General features: G+C 54.0%; 16 protein-coding genes. 13 read left to right on the forward strand and 3 right to left on the reverse strand.

Features of this window, described 5'->3' with window-relative positions:
• Positions 1–226 precede the first annotated feature (226 nt).
• Positions 227–493, forward strand: coding sequence for a putative hemolysin (locus tag JQ822_RS06235; RefSeq protein WP_135321928.1), 267 nt, complete (start codon positions 227–229; stop codon positions 491–493).
• A gap of 13 nt (positions 494–506) precedes the next feature.
• Here JQ822_RS06235 and hslJ read toward each other — a convergent pair whose 3' ends face one another.
• Positions 507–926 carry a heat shock protein HslJ gene (hslJ, locus tag JQ822_RS06240; protein ID WP_213132709.1) on the reverse strand — a complete coding sequence of 140 codons (420 nt, stop codon included), beginning with the start codon at positions 924–926 and terminating at the stop codon, positions 507–509.
• Positions 927–1,038: 112 nt separating this feature from the next.
• Positions 1,039–2,028 (reverse strand): 2-hydroxyacid dehydrogenase, encoded by a 990-nt coding sequence (locus JQ822_RS06245; RefSeq protein WP_213132710.1) that lies wholly within the window; start codon positions 2,026–2,028, stop codon positions 1,039–1,041.
• 336 nt (positions 2,029–2,364) lie between these two features.
• Here JQ822_RS06245 and JQ822_RS06250 point away from each other — a divergent pair, with 336 nt between their 5' ends.
• From JQ822_RS06250 to JQ822_RS06300, 11 genes are all read left to right on the forward strand, one after another.
• Positions 2,365–3,783, forward strand: coding sequence for a DUF2272 domain-containing protein (locus tag JQ822_RS06250; RefSeq protein WP_213132711.1), 1,419 nt, complete (start codon positions 2,365–2,367; stop codon positions 3,781–3,783).
• A 547-nt stretch (positions 3,784–4,330) separates the two neighbouring features.
• Entirely contained in the window at positions 4,331–6,970 is a 2,640-nt protein-coding gene (locus tag JQ822_RS06255; RefSeq protein ID WP_213132712.1) for a YdbH family protein, read from the forward strand.
• Positions 6,967–7,158 carry a YnbE family lipoprotein gene (locus tag JQ822_RS06260; RefSeq protein WP_003020350.1) on the forward strand — a complete coding sequence of 64 codons (192 nt, stop codon included), beginning with the start codon at positions 6,967–6,969 and terminating at the stop codon, positions 7,156–7,158. Before JQ822_RS06255 ends, JQ822_RS06260 begins: the two co-directional genes overlap by 4 nt.
• Before the next feature lie 7 nt (positions 7,159–7,165).
• The gene (locus JQ822_RS06265; protein ID WP_213132713.1) at positions 7,166–7,489 is read left to right on the forward strand and encodes a YdbL family protein; all 324 of its coding nucleotides are present in this window, start codon (positions 7,166–7,168) and stop codon (positions 7,487–7,489) included.
• Positions 7,490–7,577: 88 nt separating this feature from the next.
• Complete coding sequence (locus JQ822_RS06270; RefSeq protein WP_213132983.1) at positions 7,578–8,183, forward strand: CDP-alcohol phosphatidyltransferase family protein; 606 nt, start codon at positions 7,578–7,580, stop codon at positions 8,181–8,183.
• Positions 8,180–9,097 carry a phosphatidate cytidylyltransferase gene (locus JQ822_RS06275; protein WP_213132714.1) on the forward strand — a complete coding sequence of 306 codons (918 nt, stop codon included), beginning with the start codon at positions 8,180–8,182 and terminating at the stop codon, positions 9,095–9,097. The genes JQ822_RS06270 and JQ822_RS06275 overlap by 4 nt, the downstream gene beginning before the upstream one ends.
• Before the next feature lie 6 nt (positions 9,098–9,103).
• Positions 9,104–9,742, forward strand: a complete 639-nt coding sequence (locus tag JQ822_RS06280; RefSeq protein WP_446715006.1) for a lysophospholipid acyltransferase family protein — start codon at positions 9,104–9,106, stop codon at positions 9,740–9,742.
• Positions 9,735–11,495, forward strand: coding sequence for a bifunctional alpha/beta hydrolase/class I SAM-dependent methyltransferase (locus tag JQ822_RS06285; protein WP_213132716.1), 1,761 nt, complete (start codon positions 9,735–9,737; stop codon positions 11,493–11,495). The genes JQ822_RS06280 and JQ822_RS06285 overlap by 8 nt, the downstream gene beginning before the upstream one ends.
• Positions 11,485–12,789, forward strand: a complete 1,305-nt coding sequence (locus JQ822_RS06290; RefSeq protein ID WP_342344229.1) for a phosphatase PAP2/dual specificity phosphatase family protein — start codon at positions 11,485–11,487, stop codon at positions 12,787–12,789. Before JQ822_RS06285 ends, JQ822_RS06290 begins: the two co-directional genes overlap by 11 nt.
• The gene (locus JQ822_RS06295) at positions 12,765–13,166 is read left to right on the forward strand and encodes a hypothetical protein (protein WP_213132718.1); all 402 of its coding nucleotides are present in this window, start codon (positions 12,765–12,767) and stop codon (positions 13,164–13,166) included. Before JQ822_RS06290 ends, JQ822_RS06295 begins: the two co-directional genes overlap by 25 nt.
• An 83-nt stretch (positions 13,167–13,249) precedes the next feature.
• Positions 13,250–13,435: a hypothetical protein gene (locus tag JQ822_RS06300; RefSeq protein WP_213132719.1), complete on the forward strand. Its 186-nt coding sequence runs from the start codon at positions 13,250–13,252 to the stop codon at positions 13,433–13,435.
• Positions 13,436–13,480: 45 nt separating this feature from the next.
• On the opposite strand, the gene azoR is transcribed toward JQ822_RS06300, so the two are convergent.
• Entirely contained in the window at positions 13,481–14,086 is a 606-nt protein-coding gene (azoR, locus tag JQ822_RS06305) for an FMN-dependent NADH-azoreductase (protein ID WP_135321916.1), read from the reverse strand.
• 202 nt (positions 14,087–14,288) lie between these two features.
• Between azoR and hrpA the strand changes: the two genes are divergently transcribed.
• Positions 14,289–18,191 (forward strand): ATP-dependent RNA helicase HrpA, encoded by a 3,903-nt coding sequence (hrpA, locus tag JQ822_RS06310; RefSeq protein WP_213132720.1) that lies wholly within the window; start codon positions 14,289–14,291, stop codon positions 18,189–18,191.
• Positions 18,192–18,232 lie beyond the last annotated feature (41 nt).

The raw sequence follows: 18,232 nt of genomic DNA on the forward strand, positions 1-18,232 counted from the left end.
AAGTCCTGTAGTTATCCTTTTATTTTAGCAAAAGCCCAACATGCTCATTTTCGCTTTTGTGTCCTGGGAATAACCAGAATGAATGTTTTGATCAAAGGAGCGGGCAAAAAATTGCCAGAAAATGTAAACAGGGCGCATAAATGCGCATCTTGCCTCTCGACGTCAGTGTTTCTGCTGCCTATTATTTATGGCTGTGTCGTTGGGTTAATTTTCAGAGGGGAGTGAGATGCGCGCAGCGTTTTGGGTAGGGTGTGCCGCGTTATTATTATCGGCTTGTAGCAGTGAACCCGTTCAGCAGGCAACGGCCGCGCACGTCGCGCCTGGCATGAAGGCCGCAATGTCCAGTACTGGTGAAGCTAATTGCGCCATGATTGGCGGTTCGCTCTCTGTTGCTCGTCAACTGGATGGTTCAGCCATCGGGCTGTGTGCACTACCCAACGGCAAACGCTGCAGTGAGCAGTCGCTTGCCGCCGGAAGTTGTGGAAGCTATTAAGCCACTACGTTTACTACATTAAGTCTGCCAGTTTATACGTCAGCGTTTGCTCTGCTGTCGCCAGTGTTAACTGATCAGCAGTCAGATCTACCTGTGCGCCTTGCTTAAACATGTCGCTGACGATCCCGTCGAGCGCGTTAAGCTGTGGATCGGCGCACATCATACGAGTCATCGCCATATCTTTTACCTTCAACTCGCCGTCTGACAGCTTGCCCTGACCGTGGAATTGATTGCACATCTTTCCCGATACCGTCATGTTTTCGCCAAAACTCAATTCGGGTGGGTTGTTGGCGACAGTAACGGGTTTACCATTCACGCTCTGCAAAACGAAACGGTGATGCTGTAACTGTTCGCGGTTAACGGAAACTTTTCCATTGCTCACACAACCAGCCATCAGCATGCTGAGCGCAATCAACGTGACAACTTTCTTCATTTAATTTCTCTACGTTCGTGACGGGGATACATTCAATATAATAATAATACTGACTGTTTTATCATCGGTGATTATCTGAAAATGCTCCCCAGAAGCCAGGGGAGCACAGATATTAGAAGAGGGCGTTTGGGCAGGCTTCGCCTTTAGCGATTTGTGCCAGGTTCTGCAGCGTTGTTTCAGAAATACTGGTCAATGCTTCAGCCGTCAGGAACGCCTGATGCCCGGTGAACAGCACGTTATGACAGGCAGACAAGCGACGGAAAACGTCATCCTGGATCACATCGTTAGACTTATCTTCAAAGAACAGATCGCGTTCATTTTCATACACGTCCATACCCAGAGAACCAATTTTTTGGTTTTTCAGCGCATCAATAGCGGCCTGTGAGTCAATAAGAGCCCCGCGACTGGTGTTGATGATCATCACGCCGCTTTTCATCTGTTCAAAGGCTTCTTCATTGAGCAGATGATAATTTTCCGGCGTTAACGGGCAGTGCAGGGAAATGACATCCGACTCAGCAAACAGCGTTTTGAGATCGACATATTCAACGCCTAATTCAAGAGCCGCAGCGCTTGGATAAGGATCGAACGCCAGCAGACGCATACCAAAGCCCTTCAGGATCCGCAGTGCGGCAATACCAATTTTACCGGTACCGATCACCCCGGCGGTTTTACCGTACATGGTAAAACCGGTCAGCCCTTCCAGAGAAAAGTTGGCATCACGGGTGCGTTGATACGCACGGTGAATACGACGGTTCAGCGTCATCATCATACCAATCGCATGCTCTGCAACCGCTTCTGGCGAATAGGCCGGTACGCGCACGACCTGTAACCCCAGCTCTTTGGCGGCGTCCAGATCGACGTTATTGAATCCGGCACAACGCAGGGCGATGTATTTCACGCCATGCTTTTTCAGTTCTTCCAGAACTGGTCGGCTGCCATCATCGTTGACGAAAATACACACGGCTTCACAGCCATGGGCTGTTTTGGCTGTTTTCTCCGTCAGCAGAAAGTCAAAGAATTCAAGTTCAAAACCAAAAGCCTCGTTAACCTGTTGCAGGTACTTCTTGTCGTACTGTTTTGTACTGTAGATGGCGAGTTTCATAAGACTTTCTCCAGTGATTTTGACGTCACATTAATTCAATTCAAATTATTTTACAAAATCTAAAAAATTATTGATAGTCATAGACGTAATGAATAATTCGACGCATTTGTTGTTAGTGTGGGCAGGTTACTCGTTTTCAACAAGCGTTTTCATATAAACCAGACGGCATGAGACTTCTGAGTGATTTTTTATCCCCAGTTACGACAAACCGCTTACCGATTATTCATCGTATCAGAACCATATTCTCAGGGAGGAATCTGCACGACTTTCGCGATCGGTTGATAAGGAAAATGCAAGTAAGTGCAGCCATTAACTCTCACTGGAGGATGGTTTTTTATGATACTTACACCAGCAAATAAAAACCTTTGTGAACGGGTTCTGAATGCGTTTGAAACAGGCTCTGCCGAGGGTGACTACTCGGTGATCTCGATATTTCATGATGGCCCGCACGGGATTCGACAAGTGACCTATGGCCGTTCGCAAACCACGGAGTACGGTAAATTACAGGATCTGGTGACCCGATATGTTAACGCGAACGGGTTGTTCAGCGCCGATCTTGCCCCGTTTGCGTCATTGATTGGAAACACGCCGCTGGTCGACAACGATCAGTTTAAGACCTTACTGCGGCGGGCGGGGCGCGACGATCCGCTAATGAAAAAGGTTCAGGATCGGTTTTTTGATGAGCGATATTTCGTTCCCGCACTGAACTGGGCGCAGTCTTTTGGCTTCAAAGATGCGCTTTCTATGCTGGTGATCTATGACTCTTTTGTCCATAGCGGGAGTATTTTATCGTTCCTGCGAGCCCGGTTTCCTGAGATTCCTCCTGCCAGCGGAGGTGATGAACGTACATGGATTTCCCAATATGTTAATGTGAGAAACGAATGGCTGGCCAATCATAGCAACCCTGAGCTTCATCCTACCGTCTACCGGACAAAATGTTTGCGCTTTGAAATTGACCGCGGCAATTGGGATCTCTCACAGGTTCCGATTAATGCGAATGGCATACTGGTTGGGCCGTCACCTGAAATATCAATGAGTCCGACAGCCACACTGCCGACTGAGCAAACCGTTGTACCGTTTCTTGGTGCGGTGACTGAAGACAATGGGAGAACAACGGCAGCAATCATTATGCCTGCCTCTGGTTTCACCGCTAATGCCGCATCAATCGCTATCGACGAATGGCACTTTTTCGGTGAACAGCGCTATAACCGCAGCGGTGGCATTGTCCATTCCGGGAACAAAGAGGGTGAGGATGGTTGGTGGCAACGCGTAGGTCTGTATTGGGCGAAGATTGGTCGGGACGATCTGGATGGACGCGATCATGACTGGCCGTGGTCGGCGGCGTTTATTTCATGGGTGATGCGCCAGGCTGGTGCGGGGGATCGCTTTTCTTACTCAGCTTCCCATGCGACGTATATCAGCAAGTCAATCCGCGACCGAAATCAGGGTAACGCCATGGCGTTGTACTGGGGATACCGATTGAAGGAACGTAAACCGCAGATAGGGGATTTAGTGTGCTGGGACAGGGATCCTGACAAGGTGGTTGATTACGATCATCAGCATCTTGGCAACTACAGCAGCCACACCGACTTAGTTGTTTCTGTTGGTACCGATGAAATTGACGTTATCGGCGGTAATGTCGGGAATTCGGTAACTCGACGCCCGCTGACGCTCACCGCTGAAGGTTTTCTGTCTGACGGTGCGCAAGGCGGCGAAACGCTCTTTGCCATCATGGGATGTCGCGTTAACGTATGATGAGACGGGTAAATGTGAGACTGGTTATCTAAAAGTCAGCTAAACCACATCCAGACAGCTACGCTTATACAGGTATCAGATATCGGGAGGGGTTATGCTAACTCACTCTGAAGCAAAACGTTGGGCCACATTAATGCTTAAGGCAGCATTATGCGATGGTATGAAGTCTGAAGAGATTTCCCGGCAGGTGCATCTTGTCTGTGATCATCATGGCAAGGAGTGTCTTGAAGAACTTATAGAGGAAATTCTGATAGAGGCCGGTCGTATAGGACCTAAACACAGCGATGGACAACTGAGACATCATTGATGTCTACATTTTTCCGCTCCTGTGTTGAAATCATTCCTGACGGCACGCGTAACAGCGTGCCATATCAAACTCTCATCTATCTTATTGAATTAAAAATTATTTTCCGAATAATTCACTGTTTATAAATAATCTGAATGTTTTGGTGGCACCTATTCTTAATGTGGGCATGCTTAGCTAAACATGCCACAATACAAGCCGAAACCGGCTTAAATTTTTGCTAAATCAGGATATTAACTACCCATGAAGGGTAAATATAAAGCCGTATTGGCGCTACTCTTATTGCTGACCCTTGTGCCGCTGACGTTGTTGATGACGCTGGGTCTGTGGGTACCTACGCTGGCGGGCATCTGGTTGCCTGTCGGTACGCGCATTGCGATGGATGAGAGTCCGCGGCTTACCCGGCACGGACTGCATATTCCCGAACTCCGCTACCTGGTCGATGATTGCCCGCTAGCGCGTATCACTCAGGCCGATTTGTCGCATCCCAGCCGTTGGTTACTAAACGTCGGCAGTATTGAACTGGATTCCGCCTGCCTGGCCAAACTGCCGCAGACGGAGCCATCGCCCGCTGCGCCAAAAACGCTGGCAGAATGGCAATCTATGCTGCCCAACACCTGGATTAACATCGATAAACTCATTCTTTCTCCATGGCAGGAGTGGCAGGGCAAGCTGTCGCTCTCGCTGACGTCTGCCATTCAGCAGGTGAGTTATCAGGGTGAAAAGGTCAAATTCCAGGGGCGTCTGCACGGGCAAAATCTTACGGTAAGCGAACTGGCGGTTGCGGCCGTTGAGGGGCAACCGCCGGTGAAACTGGTGGGTGAGTTTACCATGCCGCTGGTGCCCGACGGGCTGCCGGTGGAGGGGCATGCGGTTGCGACCCTTAGCCTGCCGCAGGAGCCAACGCTTGTAGATGCGGAGCTGGAATGGCGCGAAAACAGCGGGCAGTTGATCGTGATGGCGCGGGACAATGCCGATCCGTTGCTGGATCTCCCATGGGAAATCACCCGCCAGCAGCTGACTATCAGCGACGGACGCTGGAACTGGCCCTATCAGGGATTTCCGTTAAGTGGTCGGCTGGGCGTGAAAGTTGAAAACTGGCAGGCCGGAGTGGAAAACGCGGTAGTGAGCGGGCGTTTGAACATTCTGACGCAGGGCGATGCGGGCAAGGGAAACGCGGTGTTAACCCTTGGTCCAGGCACGCTCAGCATGGATAACAGCGATATGCCGCTGCAGTTAACCGGCGAGGCGAAGCAAGGCGACCTGATTTTTTACGCGATGCTACCTGCTAAGCTTAGCGGCAGTCTGAACGATCCGCAGCTGGCTTTTGAGCCAGGCGCGCTGCTGCGTTCCCGTGGACGGATTATTAACTCGCTGGATATTGACGAAATCCGCTGGCCGCTGGCCGGTGTCAAGGTGACCCAGCGTGGAGTGGACGGGCGCTTACAGGCTATTTTACGCGCTCATGAAAACCAGATGGGCGGCTTTGAACTGCATCTCGATGGTCTGGCTAATGATTTCCTGCCTGACGCCGGTCGCTGGCAGTGGCGATATTGGGGCGAAGGCAGTTTTACGCCGATGCATGCCCGCTGGGATGTGGCGGGCAAGGGCGAATGGCACGACAATACCATCAAACTTTTTGATCTTTCTACCGGATTCGATCATCTGCAATACGGCACCATGAAAGTGGAGAATCCGCGTCTGGTAATGGATGAACCGATCGTGTGGGTGCGGGACGCGGCGCAGCCGACCTTTAGTGGCGCGCTGTCGTTGGACGCCGGAAAAACCACCTTCTCCGGGGGCAGTACTCTGCCGCCTTCAACCCTGAAGTTCAGCGTTGAAGGGACCGACCCGACGATATTCCAGTTCAAAGGGCAGCTGCACGCTGGCGCAATTGGCCCGGTCCAGTTGAACGGTCGCTGGGACGGGATCCGCCTGCGTGGTCAGGCCTGGTGGCCAAAACAATCGCTCACCGTCTTCCAGCCGCTGGTGCCACCTGACTGGAAGATGAACCTGCGTGAAGGTGAACTGTATGCCCAGGTTGCTTTCTCCGCCGCCCCGGAACAGGGTTTTGAGGCCGGCGGTCATGGGGTATTAAAAAGCGGTAGCGCCTGGATGCCCGATAACCAGATTAATGGCGTCGATTTTGTGCTGCCGTTCCGTTTTAGTGAAGGGGCATGGCAACTGGGCACGCGTGGGCCGATTTCATTACGCATTGCGGAAGTGGTGAATCAGGTTACGGTGAAAAATATCACCGCCGATCTGCAGGGCGGCTATCCCTGGAGTGAAGATAATCCATTACTGTTGAGCGATGTCAGCGCCGACTTGCTGGGTGGCAAGGTGGTGATGCAACAACTGCGTATGCCGCAGCACGATCCGGCATTGGTGCGGGTGCAGGATATCTCTTCCAGCGAGCTTATCAGCGCGGTTAATCCCAAACAATTTGCCATGTCCGGCCCGGTCAGCGGCGCACTGCCGTTATGGTTAAACAATGAAAAATGGATTATCAAAGACGGCTGGCTGACCAACCCGGGACCGATGACGCTGCGTATCGACAAAGACACAGCGGATGCGGTAGTCAAAGATAATATGGCGGCTGGTGCAGCGATTAACTGGCTCCGCTATATGGAAATTACCCACTCCTGGACAAAAATTAATCTGGATAACCTCGGCGTGTTAACCATGCAGGCTGCCGTCACCGGTAATAGCCGGGTGGATGGCAAAGTGGGAACGGTGAATTTGAATTACACCCATGAAGAAAACGTCTTTACGTTATGGCGCAGTTTGCGTTTTGGCGACAATTTACAGGCATGGCTTGAGCAAAATGCAGCGCTGCCCGAAACCCATTGCCTGGAAGGCAAGGAATGTGAGGAACAACAATGAAAACTATCGCGGCCATGCTGGGATTGCTGGCGTCATCTTTGCTGGTAGGGTGCACCCCGCGCATTGAAGTTGCAGCGCCGAAAGAACCCATCACCATCAATATGAACGTCAAAATCGAGCATGAGATCCATATCAAAGTCGATAAAGACGTCGAGAGCCTGTTGAAATCACGTAGTGATTTATTCTGAGGTGACGATGAAAAAACAGCTAAAAGTGACCATATTGCTGCTGAGCTTGTTGAGCGCTAACGCCTTTGCCCTGACTCTGGCAGACGCCAGAACCCAGGGGCGGGTGGGTGAAACGCTCAACGGCTACCTTGTGGCATTGAAGACAGATGCTGAAACCCAGACGCTGGTGAGTGAGATTAACAAGGCGCGTAGCGCCAGCTACCAACAGCTGGCCGAAAGTAACAATATTCCCGTCGATGAAGTAGCAAAAATGGCAGGTCTTAAGCTGGTGGCTCGCGCTAAACCAGGGGAATACGTACAGGGTATTAACGGGAAGTGGTTGAAAAAGTAATCTGAATTTTAATCAATTGGGACGTATCAGGCAGGCAATGGCTAATTGACCCACTATAATTGAACCAACAAATTATCAAGGAGTGATGATGACGCTTTATCAGATAAAGCCTGCCTTTCAGGCCCTTTTACGCCCGTTCATGTTCTGGTTATACAAAAAAGGCGTCACGGCTAATCACGTTACCCTTGCCGCGATGGCGCTTTCTTTTGTGACCGGCGCGGTGCTGTTTCTTTTCCCCCACCCCGAACTCTTCGTGCTGCTGCCTATCGTATTGTTTGTGCGCATGGCGCTCAATGCGCTGGACGGCATGTTGGCGCGGGAATGCAATCAACAATCCCGCCTGGGAGCGATCCTGAATGAAACCGGGGATATTCTCTCCGACCTCGCGCTGTATCTGCCCTTTATGCTGCTCCCTGGCAGCAACGCGCTGCTGGTGCTGGTCATGCTGTTTTGTGCGCTAATGACGGAGTTCTGCGGCGTGCTGGCGCAAACGATAAATGGCGTACGCAGCTATGCCGGGCCGCTGGGCAAAAGCGACAGGGCGCTGGTGTTCGGTGCATGGGCTCTGGCGCTGGCGCTGTGGCCGCAGCTGGTGCAGTGGAACAATATCGTTTGGGGCATTGCCACAGTATTGCTGCTGTGGACGGTCGTTAACCGCTGCAAGAGTGCATTACGTGAAGAGGGGGCAAAATGATGCTGCTGGAAAAATCGCTGGCGGTGATTTTTGCCCTGCTGCTGATTGCGACGCTGGTGAACGGTCTGCTGGTATGGCGGCGTCCGGATAAAAACTGGCGCGAGCTGACGCTGCGTATTCGCACCTGGTGGGTGATCATTGTTCTGTTTTCACTGGCTATCTTAAGCCCGCATTGGCTGGCGTTGACCTTCTTCGCGCTGGTGAGCTTTATGGCGTTAAAGGAGTTTTTAACGCTGGCCCCGTCGCGCCAGACCGATCGTATGCCGCTATTGTGGATGTTTATTGCTATTCCTGTTAACTACTGGCTGATTGGCATCAACTGGTACGGCATGTTTGTGGTGTTTATCCCGGTATATGCATTTTTATTCTTGCCTGTCCGCATGGCGATCGCCGGCGACACCCAGGGATTTTTACGCTACGCCTCCCAGCATCACTGGAGCCTGATGACCACCGTATTTGCGTTCAGCCACGTGGCATTTTTGCTGGTGCTGCCCGCGGACGGCAAGCAGACCGGCGCGCTGCTGGTGCTTTTCCTCGTCGGCTTAACGGAATTCAACGACATTGCGCAATACCTGTGGGGCAAATCAATGGGCCGCATCAAGGTGATCCCAAAGGTCAGCCCCAACAAAACGCTGGCGGGACTGGTCGGCGGTGTGGCGACCACCACGCTGGCGGCGGCGCTGCTGGGACCGCTAATGACGCCATTAAGCATACCGATGGCGATGCTGGCAGGGTTTATTATCGGGATCAGCGGCTTCTGTGGCGATGTGGTGATGTCGGCTATTAAGCGCGACATTGGCGTGAAAGACAGCGGTACGCTGTTGCCCGGTCATGGCGGTATTCTCGATCGGCTGGATTCACTGATTTTCACCGCCCCGGTGTTTTTCCACTTCATTCGCTACTTTTACTACTAACTTATGATTAATTCATTTCTGCGAACGCTGTTTACGCTGTGCATCGTCTGGCCGGTGATCTGGCTGTGGCTTGGGCTGCGCGTCAAACACCGGGATCGATTGCCGAAGCAAGGGCCGGCGATCGTGGTGGCGAATCATAACAGCCATATGGATGTTTTTGCGCTGCTGTCGCTGTTTCCGCTGCGCCGTCAGGGGGCCATCCATCCGGTGGCGGCGGCTGACTATTTTCTGCGTAATAAATGGATGGCCTGGTTTGCTCTCAATATTCTCAACATTATTCCGATTACGCGTCAGGGGGGCGAAACCAACCCGCTGGCGCAGTGTGAACAAGCATTACGCGACGGCAAAATCTTGATCCTTTTCCCGGAAGGGACGCGTGGTGAACCGGGACTACTGGCCCCGCTGAAATCCGGTGTCTGGCATCTCAGCCAGCGCATGCCGGAAGTGCCGATTATTCCCGTCTGGCTGCGCGGCACGGAGCACGTGATGGCGAAGGGGAATCGTATTCCTCTGCCGCTGTTTATTGACGTCAACATTGGCAGGCCGTTGGCCGCCGATAGCGATAAACACGTTTTCATGAACGATCTCAGGCAGCAGTTGTTGCTGCTTCAGCAACAAATCACAGGACAGCACCCTCATGACTAACACTCGAGTGCCGGATGAACGCCCGTTTTTGACCAGCGACAACACCGCGCTGTTTTTCCGCCACTGGCCGGCATTAGCGGCAGGTTCTGCGCCCAAAGTGATCGTCCTGTTTCATCGCGGGCACGAACATTCCGGGCGTTTGCAGCACATTGTGGATGAACTGGCGATGCCGGACACCGCGTTCTATGCCTGGGATGCGCGTGGTCACGGGCAGTCGCCGGGCCAACGCGGCTATAGCCCGTCGCTGGCGCGTTCGGTGCAGGATGTCGACGAGTTTGTGCGTTTTGCCGCCGCCGACAGCCAGGCCGCAATGGAAGATGTGGTGGTGGTGGCGCAAAGCGTGGGTGCGGTGCTGGCGGCGACCTGGGCTCATGATTATGCGCCTTCTATTCGCGGGCTGGTGCTGGCGTCACCTGCGTTCAAAGTCAAATTGTATGTGCCGTTTGCCCGTCCGGGGCTGGCGTTAATGCATCGCCTGCGCGGCCTGTTTTTCGTCAACTCCTACGTCAAGGGCAAATACCTGACGCACGATCCTGAGCGTGTGGCGAGCTTCAACCAGGATAAACATATCACCCGGGCGATTGCGGTGAATATCTTGCTCGATCTCTATAGCACTGCGGAACGTATTGTCAGCGATGCCAGCGCCATTACCTTGCCGGTACAGCTGTTGGTTTCCGGGGACGATTTTGTGGTACATCGCCAGCCGCAGATTGATTTTTACCAGCGCCTGAGAAACCCGCTCAAAGAACTGCACGTGCTGCCGGGGTTTTATCACGACACGCTGGGCGAGAAGGATCGGCATCTGGCGTTTGACAAAATGCGCGATTTTATCGATACGCTGTACGCGATGCAGCCGCAGCGTTTTGATTACACTCACGAAGACCGCTGGAGCCCCGGTGCGGATAGCTGGCGGATGCTGAGCGGCGGGCCTGCGCCGTATTCGCTCGACGATATTGCCTACCGTGGCCTGCGCTATGGGATGAAATTACTCGGGACGCAATCAACGGGCGTTCGTCTGGGATTTGAGACCGGCTTTGATTCGGGCAGTACGTTGGATTATGTCTATCGCAACCAGCCTCAGGGCAGCAGCGCGCTGGGGCGCTTGATTGACAAAAACTACCTGAACAGCGTCGGCTGGAAGGGGATCCGCCAGCGTAAGGTGCATTTGCAGATGCTGATCCGCCAGGCGGTGGCGCAACTTGCAGAGCAGGAAAGCGCGGTGCATGTGGTCGATATCGCCGCTGGACACGGGCGCTATGTGCTCGACGCACTGGAAGGCGAAGCGGCGGTCAATTCGATTTTGCTGCGTGATTACAGCGAACTGAACGTTAAGAAAGGCAGCGAGATGATCGCCAGCCGCGGCATGGCTGAGATTGCCCGTTTCGAGCAGGGCGATGCCTTCAACCGCGAGCAGCTGGCGTCGCTGGAACCTCGTCCCACGCTGGGTATTGTCTCGGGTTTATATGAACTCTTTCCCGAGAACACGCTGGTACGCAATTCGCTCGCCGGTCTGGCTGACGCGATAGCCCCGGGAGGCGTGCTGATCTACACCGGCCAACCCTGGCATCCGCAGTTAAAAACCATCGCCTGGTCGCTGACCAGCCACAAAGATGGCAAAGCCTGGGTGATGCGCGTGCGTACTCAGGGAGAAATGGATGCGCTGGTGCGAGAAGCCGGTTTTGATAAGTGCACGCAGCTGATTGATGAATGGGGGATTTTCACTGTCTCCATGGCGGTTCGGCGTGGGGACTGAACGTCGTAAGGTGCTGGTACAGGCGGTTGGCTGGTTATTGTTGCTGGCTCCTTTTTTCTTCCTTACCTATGGCAAGGTTAACCAGTTTACGGCCTGGCAGGACGCGCAGCATGATAACGTCGGCAGTATCGTGTTTGACTGGGAGTCCGCCATTCCCTTTCTTCCGTGGACCATTCTTCCTTACTGGAGTCTGGATCTGTTTTACGGGTTGTCGCTGTTTGTTTGCGCTACGCGCTTTGAACAGCGGCGGCTGGTGCTGCGTCTGATACTGGCATCGGTTATCGCCTGCGCCGGTTTTTTGCTGTTCCCGCTTCAGTTTAGTTTTACGCGTCCTGAAGTCAGCGGCGCGGCAGGCTGGCTGTTTGCCCAGCTTGAACAGTTCGACTTGCCCTACAACCAGTCGCCGTCGCTGCATATTATTCTCTGCTGGCTGCTGTGGCGACATTTCAGTCATCGCCTCAACGGCGGCTGGCGCAGGCTGTGCGACGCTTGGTTCTTACTGATTGCCGTGTCGGTACTGACCACTTGGCAGCATCATTTTATCGATATCATCACCGGTCTGGCGGCAGGCATGCTGATTGACTGGATGGTGCCGGAACAACGTCGCTGGCGCTGGAGCAAACCGGATGCGGCGCGATTAAGGCTGATGCGCCGCTATCTGTTGGGGGCCGTGTTGTGCCTTATCGCTGGCATATGGTTGACGCCCTGGCTGCTGTGGCCTGCCATATCGTTGTTGATGGTGAGCTACGGCTATGGTGGATTCGGCGCAGCGACTACGGGGAAAGATGAGCAGGGCCGACTACCGCCCGCCGTGTATGGGTTGACGCTGCCGTGGCGAATCGGAATGTGGCTGTCGATGCGCGGGTTTACCCGCCATCTGCCGCCGGTGAGTCAGATAGCTGCAGGCGTGTTCCTCGGCAGCTTCCCGCGCCGCGCTCCTGAACAAAATGCGCTGCTGGACCTCACCTTTGAGTTTGCGCGTGGGCGTGCTACTGCTATGCGAGCTTACTCTTGCGTACCGATGTTGGATCTGGTGATCCCGGACGACGGCGAATTACAACGGGCTGTGGACAGGCTGGAAACGCTGCGTAAAGAGCAGGGGACGGTGCTGGTTCACTGCGCGCTGGGGCTGTCGCGCAGTGCGATGGTGGTTGGCGCGTGGCTGTTGCAATATGGTCATGTAGCAACGGCGGAGCAGGCGGTGGCGTATATTCGCGCGCGTCGGGCGCAGGTGGTGCTGACGGATAAACATCTGGAGATGCTGCAACAATGGCAACAAAAAGTGACAGTGTAACAAATGATGAGGCGCTGCAACGCGATTTGCTGCGACACACGCTGGCAAGCTGGCGCTTCATTCTGATTTTTAGCATCCCGCCGATGGTGTGGCTGATTTTTGTCGCGCAGTCAGGTGTGCTCCGCGCGGTTATTGCGCTGCTGTGTGCCTGCGTCTGGTTTGGCTGCTGGCGACTGTGGCTTGACGATCGCTACTTCTCGCTGCTCACTGAGCAAAACAACGCGCAGGCCGGAGAGGCTCTTTATGTTATCTGGCGGCGCGACAGGCTGAGGACTCTAACCCTGGTCGAGCGTCAGGCGGGGGCGTTGACGCAGTTTCGGCGCACGCTTTATTGGGTTGTTGCGTTGTGGGTGGCCTGGCTGATAGTGCTGGTATAGCGTTTGCAGCAGCGCAATAGTTGCCACACGACGCAGTGTTGATACTGATATATTCCCCCTCCGGTGTCTCCTGGAGTGAAATCATGTGGCTTCTCAAGTGGTATGTCTGGAATCGTTGGGTATTCAAACTGTTAAGCCGGGATGTCGCGGAGCCGGAACAATTTTTGCGCCATTGTTGGGAAGAGAATGTGGCGAAGTGCAGGGACTATGCAACCATCTGGCGTGATATTAATCGCATTCACGGCAAGCAGATGCGGGCAAAGAAGTAAGTGTGGATAAGAAACCCTCCCACCGGATGGTGAGAGGGTGAATCATCAGGCAGCAACGACGCTGTCGATAGCGGCTTTGGCATCGGACTGCGCTTTGGAAGCCACTTCCGGACCGTAAGCGATACCTTCAGCGAACACGAAGTTCACGTCGGTGATGCCGATAAAGCCCAGGAAAGTAGACAGATACGGAGTCACCAGGTCGGTCGGTGTATCTTTATGGATACCACCACGGCTGGTCACGATCACTGCGCGTTTACCGGTTACCAGACCTTCCGGGCCTTTCTCGGTATAACGGAAGGTAACGCCAGCACGGGCAATCAGGTCGAAGTAGTTCTTCAGCTGCGTCGGGATGTTGAAGTTATACATCGGCGCGGCGATAACAATCACGTCATGGGCTTTCAGCTCAGCAATCAGCTCATCGGACAGCGCCAGCGCTTCCTGTTGACGCGGCGTCAGCGGCGTGTCGCTCGGACGCATCGCACCCACCAGTTCGCCATCCAGCACTGGAACAGGATTTGCCGCCAGGTCACGAACGGTGATTTCGTCAGCAGAGTGCTTTTCACGCCACTGTTCAACAAAATAATCAGACAACTGACCAGACTGAGAGTACCCTGCCAGAATACTGGATTTGAGAACTAATACTTTGCTCATGGGTGTTTCCTTTTATGTGTTTGAAGGGGGATATGCCCCGTTGCTTGTTGACACTCTATTCACAATCCTGCCGCAGTGATAGCGCAATATATCGAATCCTATGTTCGAAATTATTGAACAACACATGAAAAGCGCCGATGTGGTAATCTATACCTATCATCTTAAAGAGATTTAACCCGGCAGAGCACTGCCCTCTAACGCTATGACAGAACAACAAAAAATCACCTTCGCTATGTTGCAGAACCAGCTGGAATCGTTGATGCTGCGCGACAGACAGCGTTTTGCCCGCCGTCTGCACGGCGTGAAGAAGGTTAAAAATCCTGATGCACAACAGGCCATTTACCAGGAGATGGCGAAAGAGATTGAACAGGCAGCCGGTAAAGTTGTGCTGCGCGAAGCGGCGCGACCGGACATTAGCTACCCGGAAAACCTGCCCGTCAGTCAGAAAAAACAGGACATCCTGGAAGCCATTCGCGACCATCAGGTGGTGATTGTTGCCGGGGAAACCGGCTCTGGTAAAACCACCCAGTTACCGAAAATCTGTATGGAACTGGGGCGCGGGGTGAAGGGGCTTATCGGTCATACCCAGCCGCGTCGTCTGGCGGCGCGCACCGTAGCGAATCGTATCGCCGAAGAGTTGCAAACCGAACCGGGCGGCTGTATTGGCTATAAGGTGCGGTTCAGCGACCATGTGAGTGATAACACCATGGTTAAGCTGATGACGGACGGTATTCTGCTGGCTGAAATTCAGCAGGATCGGCTGCTGATGCAGTACGACACCATCATCATCGATGAGGCCCACGAACGCAGCCTGAACATCGACTTTCTGCTCGGCTATCTGAAAGAACTGCTGCCGCGTCGCCCGGATCTCAAAATCATCATCACTTCGGCGACCATCGATCCGGAGCGTTTTTCAAAGCATTTCAATAACGCGCCAATTATCGAAGTGTCCGGGCGAACGTACCCGGTAGAAGTGCGCTATCGCCCGATTGTCGAAGACGCGGACGACACCGAACGCGACCAACTGCAGGCCATTTTCGACGCAGTGGATGAACTGGGACGTGAAAGTCAGGGCGATATCCTGATCTTCATGAGCGGTGAGCGCGAAATTCGCGATACCGCCGATGCGCTGAATAAGCTGGATTTACGTCATACGGAAGTGTTGCCGCTGTATGCGCGCCTCTCTAACAGTGAGCAAAACCGCGTGTTCCAGTCGCACAGCGGACGGCGCATCGTGCTGGCGACTAACGTGGCGGAAACCTCGCTGACCGTGCCTGGCATCAAGTACGTCATTGACCCGGGCACTGCGCGTATCAGCCGCTACAGTTTCCGCACTAAGGTCCAGCGTCTGCCGATCGAGCCGGTGTCACAGGCTTCTGCCAACCAGCGTAAAGGCCGCTGCGGTCGTGTATCGGAAGGGATCTGTATTCGTCTGTATTCCGAAGACGACTTCCTGTCGCGCCCGGAGTTTACCGACCCGGAAATTCTGCGTACCAACCTGGCGTCGGTTATTCTGCAAATGACCGCGCTGGGGTTGGGCGATATTGCCGCGTTCCCGTTCGTTGAAGCGCCGGATAAACGCAATATTCAGGACGGCGTGCGCCTGCTGGAAGAGCTGGGTGCGATCACTACCGATGAGCAGCAAACAGCGTATAAACTGACTCCGTTGGGCCGCCAGCTGTCGCAGCTGCCGGTGGACCCGCGCCTGGCTCGAATGGTGCTGGAAGCGCAAAAACATGGCTGCGTGCGCGAGGCGATGATCATTACCTCGGCGCTGTCCATTCAGGATCCGCGCGAGCGCCCGATGGACAAACAGCAGGCGTCCGACGAAAAGCACCGTCGTTTCCACGACAAAGAGTCCGATTTCCTCGCATTTGTGAATTTGTGGAACTATCTCGGTGAGCAGCAAAAAGCGCTGTCGTCGAATCAGTTCCGCCGTCAGTGCAAGCTCGACTTCCTCAACTATCTGCGCGTGCGTGAGTGGCAGGATGTATACACCCAGTTGCGTCAGGTGGTGAAAGAGCTCGGCATTCCGGTTAACAGCGAACCCGCTGAGTATCGGGAGATCCACGTCGCGCTGCTGACCGGTTTACTGTCGCATATTGGGATGAAAGATGCCGATAAGCAGGAATTTACCGGCGCGCGTAACGCCCGTTTCTCGATCTTCCCTGGTTCCGGCTTATTCAAAAAACCGCCAAAATGGACGATGGTTGCTGAGCTGGTGGAAACTAGCCGACTGTGGGGACGTATTGCCGCGCGCATCGATCCCGAGTGGGTGGAGCCGGTCGCCCAGCATCTGATCAAACGCGCGTACAGTGAACCGCACTGGGAGCGCGCGCAGGGCGCGGTGATGGCGACAGAAAAAGTCACCGTCTACGGTTTGCCGATTGTCGCCGCCCGTAAGGTGAACTACAGCCAGATAGACCCTGCGCTGTCGCGCGAACTGTTTATTCGTCATGCGCTGGTGGAAGGCGACTGGCAAACGCGCCATGCGTTTTTCCGCGATAACCTCAAGCTGCGGGCGGAAGTGGAGGAGTTAGAACACAAATCACGCCGCCGCGATATCCTGGTCGATGATGAAACGTTGTTTGAGTTTTACGACCAGCGCATCAGCCATGATGTGGTTTCTGCCCGTCATTTTGATAACTGGTGGAAAAAGGTCAGCCGCGAGACGCCGGATCTGCTCAACTTTGAAAAGAGCATGCTCATCAAAGAGGGCGCGGAGAAAATCAGCAAGCTGGATTACCCGAACTTTTGGCATCAGGGCAATCTCAAGCTGCGGTTGAGTTATCAGTTTGAACCCGGCGCTGACGCCGACGGTGTGACCGTACATATTCCGCTGCCGCTGTTAAATCAGGTCGAAGAGGCCGGGTTTGAATGGCAAATTCCGGGGCTGCGTCGTGAACTGGTGATCGCCCTGATTAAATCGTTGCCGAAGCCGGTGCGGCGTAACTTTGTGCCCGCGCCAAACTACGCGGAAGCGTTTTTAGGCCGCGTGACGCCGCTGGAACTGCCGTTGCTGGACTCGCTGGAACGTGAACTGCGCCGGATGACCGGCGTTACTGTAGACCGCGACGACTGGCATTGGGATCAGGTGCCCGATCACCTGAAAATCACCTTCCGGGTGGTGGACGATAAAAACAAGAAGCTGCAGGAAGGGCGTTCGTTACAGGCGCTGAAAGACCTGTTGAAGGGCAAAGTTCAGGAGACGCTGTCGGCGGTGGCGGATGACGGTATCGAACAGAGCGGGCTGCACATCTGGAGTTTCGGTCAGTTGCCGGAAAGCTATGAGCAAAAACGCGGCAACTATAAAGTCAAAGCGTGGCCAGCGCTGGTGGATGAACGCGACAGCGTGGCTATCAAATTGTTTGATAACCCGCTGGAACAACAGCAGGCGATGTGGAGCGGTTTACGCCGCCTGTTGTTGCTGAATATTCCGTCGCCGATTAAGTATCTGCACGAGAAGCTGCCGAACAAAGCCAAGCTGGGGTTGTACTTTAACCCGTATGGCAAAGTGCTGGATTTGATTGATGACTGCATTTCCTGCGGTGTGGATCGGCTGATCGACGCCAACGGCGGCCCGGTATGGACGGAAGAAGGTTTTGCCGCGCTGCACGAGAAAGTGCGTGCCGAACTGAACGACACCGTGGTGGAGATTGCCAAACAGGTCGAACAGATCCTGACGGCGGTGTTCAATATTAACAAACGCCTGAAAGGTCGCGTGGATATGACCATGGCGCTGGGGCTTTCGGATATCAAAGCGCAAATGGGCGGGTTGGTCTACCGTGGATTCGTCACCGGTAACGGCTTCAAGCGTTTGGGCGATACGCTGCGTTATTTACAGGCGATTGAAAAACGGCTGGAGAAACTGGCTATCGATCCGCACCGCGATCGCGCGCAGATGCTGAAAGTGGACAGCGTGCAGCAGGCCTGGCAGCAGTGGTTCAATAAACTGCCGCCTGCGCGTCGCGAAGATGACGATGTCAAAGAGATCCGCTGGATGATAGAAGAGCTGCGCGTCAGCTACTTTGCCCAGCAGCTTGGCACGCCGTATCCGATTTCGGATAAGCGAATCCTGCAGGCAATGGAGCAGATTACGGGTTAACGCAGTGCTGGAACGTAGGCCGGATAAGGCGTAGTCGCCAT

Source organism: Citrobacter sp. FP75 (genome assembly GCF_018342065.1).
In the GTDB taxonomy this organism is placed as follows: Bacteria; Pseudomonadota; Gammaproteobacteria; order Enterobacterales; family Enterobacteriaceae; genus Citrobacter.